The 2,318-nt window shown below is 48.8% G+C and carries 1 protein-coding gene and 9 tRNA genes; all 10 read left to right on the top strand.

Annotated elements, in window-relative coordinates; translation table 11 throughout:
• Positions 1 to 22: 22 nt before the first annotated feature.
• The 10 genes from PKO01S_RS28320 to PKO01S_RS28365 all read left to right on the top strand — a co-directional run bounded on the left by PKO01S_RS28320 (position 23) and on the right by PKO01S_RS28365 (position 2,312).
• A tRNA-Asn gene (locus PKO01S_RS28320) sits at positions 23 to 98 on the top strand.
• A 5-nt stretch (positions 99 to 103) separates the two neighbouring features.
• Positions 104 to 179, top strand: a tRNA-Thr gene (locus tag PKO01S_RS28325).
• Between the two features lie 24 nt (positions 180 to 203).
• Positions 204 to 278 (top strand) — tRNA-Glu (locus PKO01S_RS28330).
• Between the two features lie 7 nt (positions 279 to 285).
• Positions 286 to 361, top strand: a tRNA-Val gene (locus tag PKO01S_RS28335).
• Positions 362 to 370: 9 nt separating this feature from the next.
• Positions 371 to 445, top strand: a tRNA-Gln gene (locus tag PKO01S_RS28340).
• A gap of 4 nt (positions 446 to 449) precedes the next feature.
• A tRNA-Lys gene (locus PKO01S_RS28345) sits at positions 450 to 522 on the top strand.
• 12 nt (positions 523 to 534) lie between these two features.
• Positions 535 to 617, top strand: a tRNA-Leu gene (locus PKO01S_RS28350).
• 509 nt (positions 618 to 1,126) lie between these two features.
• Positions 1,127 to 1,963 carry an ABC transporter ATP-binding protein gene (locus tag PKO01S_RS28355; RefSeq protein ID WP_127534776.1) on the top strand — a complete coding sequence of 279 codons (837 nt, stop codon included), beginning with the start codon at positions 1,127 to 1,129 and terminating at the stop codon, positions 1,961 to 1,963.
• A gap of 191 nt (positions 1,964 to 2,154) precedes the next feature.
• A tRNA-Gly gene (locus PKO01S_RS28360) sits at positions 2,155 to 2,229 on the top strand.
• Between the two features lie 6 nt (positions 2,230 to 2,235).
• A tRNA-Arg gene (locus tag PKO01S_RS28365) sits at positions 2,236 to 2,312 on the top strand.
• Positions 2,313 to 2,318 lie beyond the last annotated feature (6 nt).

Below are 2,318 nucleotides of genomic sequence, written 5' to 3' on the forward strand. Positions count from 1 at the left end.
AAGGTGTAATACCTTGTTCTGTTCCCTGATAGCTCAGTTGGTAGAGCACTCGACTGTTAATCGAGTTGTCACAGGTTCGAGTCCTGTTCGGGGAGCCATTTTCGCTCTCATAGCTCAGTAGGTAGAGTGCATCCATGGTAAGGATGAGGTCACCGGTTCGATCCCGGTTGAGAGCTCCAGCTTTATTTTTATGACATCATCGCGGCCCGTTGGTCAAGGGGTTAAGACACCTCCCTTTCACGGAGGTAACAGGGGTTCGAATCCCCTACGGGTCACCACTATTACGGAGGCTTAGCTCAGCTGGGAGAGCATCTGCCTTACAAGCAGAGGGTCGGCGGTTCGATCCCGTCAGCCTCCACCATCAACTTGCTGGGGATTAGCCAAGCGGTAAGGCAACGGACTTTGACTCCGTCATTCCTAGGTTCGATCCCTAGATCCCCAGCCATTAAGAGCCATTAGCTCAGTTGGTAGAGCACCTGACTTTTAATCAGGGTGTCGTAGGTTCGAGTCCTACATGGCTCACTTTTGTAACATGCGCGTATGGCGGAATTGGCAGACGCACTGGATTTAGGTTCCAGCGGGCAACCGTGGGGGTTCAAGTCCCTCTACGCGCACCATACATAATCAATTAGCTCTCGAGAGTATCTCTCGGGAGCTTTTTTGCATAGATCAGCAAGTATCAGTCTCTTATAATGAAGAAAGAGTTTCGGTATTAAGTTTGAGCTGGCATGTTTCCTTTATCTAATATCATATTAAAGTAGTTCATATGCGGCTATTAGCAGCCGTTATGACGTCTGTAGAAACGGATCTGGGGCAACCCGCAGCGACGGTTTACTAGTACAGGCGATTAGATGATAAGGACAGCTGTAGGACGTTGAGTTCCATATTGCAGATCAAAAGCGTCGAGTTCACCAATCGTGGCAGATAACGTAAAGATGAAGAACATGAACGGAAAATGATTGACTAATGAACTGATAACCATTATCATTGGTAATACAATAGTGATAATCGTTATCAACCAATTCATGCTAAATTGGTTGAACTTATAGAGGTTGACTGATCGATTGTGCGTATTGACTGGGATCGGATCGAACTAGGCAGCGAATGTAGAAGGAGTGGACGAACGATGGTTCGACTTATAACAGCTCAATTGAATATTGCATATGATGATCGTTTGATTGTGCAAAATTTGAATATCGCAATTCCGAATGGCAAAATTACGGCGCTTGTTGGATCAAACGGTTCCGGCAAATCGACGATCCTGAAGACGATGGCTCGGATTATGTCTCCGGCCGCCGGTCAAGTTATGCTGGACGGCAAGTCGATTCATAAGCAATCGACGAAGGAAGTTGCGAAGCAGTTGGCGATATTGCCGCAGAACCCGACCGCTCCGGATGGTCTAACCGTATCTGAGCTTGTTTCCTACGGCCGTTTCCCTTATCAGAAGGGGTTTGGCTCGCTGACCAAGGAGGACCGCTCTGTCGTCCAGTGGGCGATCGAGGCGACGGGAATGAGCGAGTTCGCTGACCGTCCTGTCGATCAACTGTCTGGCGGCCAACGTCAGCGCGCTTGGATCGCGATGGCACTTGCGCAGGAGACCGATATTCTGTTCCTCGACGAGCCGACGACGTTCCTCGATATGGCTCACCAGCTTGAGGTGCTTCAACTGCTCCAGAAGCTTAATGACGAGAACAAACGGACCGTCGTGATGGTCGTACATGATTTGAATCATGCGTCCCGGTATGCTCACCATATGATCGCCATTAACAAAGGGACGGTCATGGGGGAGGGGACGCCTCAGGAAGTCATGACACCGCAAATATTCCGAGACGTATTCAATATCGAGGCGGACATTGTATACGATCCGCGTACGGGTGTGCCGCTGTGTTTGCCGCATGCGCTCATTGAGTCCCATGCGCCAACTGAATCTGTAGTCCAGAAGCGCGAAGCGGCAGTTGTTTAATTGGCATCTATCGGTCTTACATAAACCGTCCCTTGAACGTTAAGGAGGCGGTTTTTTAATGGCCAGTAAACGTATTGAGAAATTAATCGAACTTTTTTTGCAGAAACAGTTGCGTTCGTCTAATTTATCTGTTATATTATTTCTTGTCGCCGCTGATTAAAAGAGTGACGACGAAGAAACAAATGAAACGTGCGGAAGTGGCTCAGCGGTAGAGCATCGCCTTGCCAAGGCGAGGGTCGCGGGTTCGATTCCCGTCTTCCGCTCCATAATTAGTGCCCTTAGCTCAGCTGGATAGAGCATTTGACTACGAATCAAAAGGTCGGGAGTTCGAATCTCTCAGGGCACGCCATTATAA

It is taken from the genome of Paenibacillus kobensis NBRC 15729 (assembly GCF_004000825.1).
Taxonomy (GTDB): domain Bacteria; phylum Bacillota; class Bacilli; order Paenibacillales; family Paenibacillaceae; genus Paenibacillus_T; species Paenibacillus_T kobensis.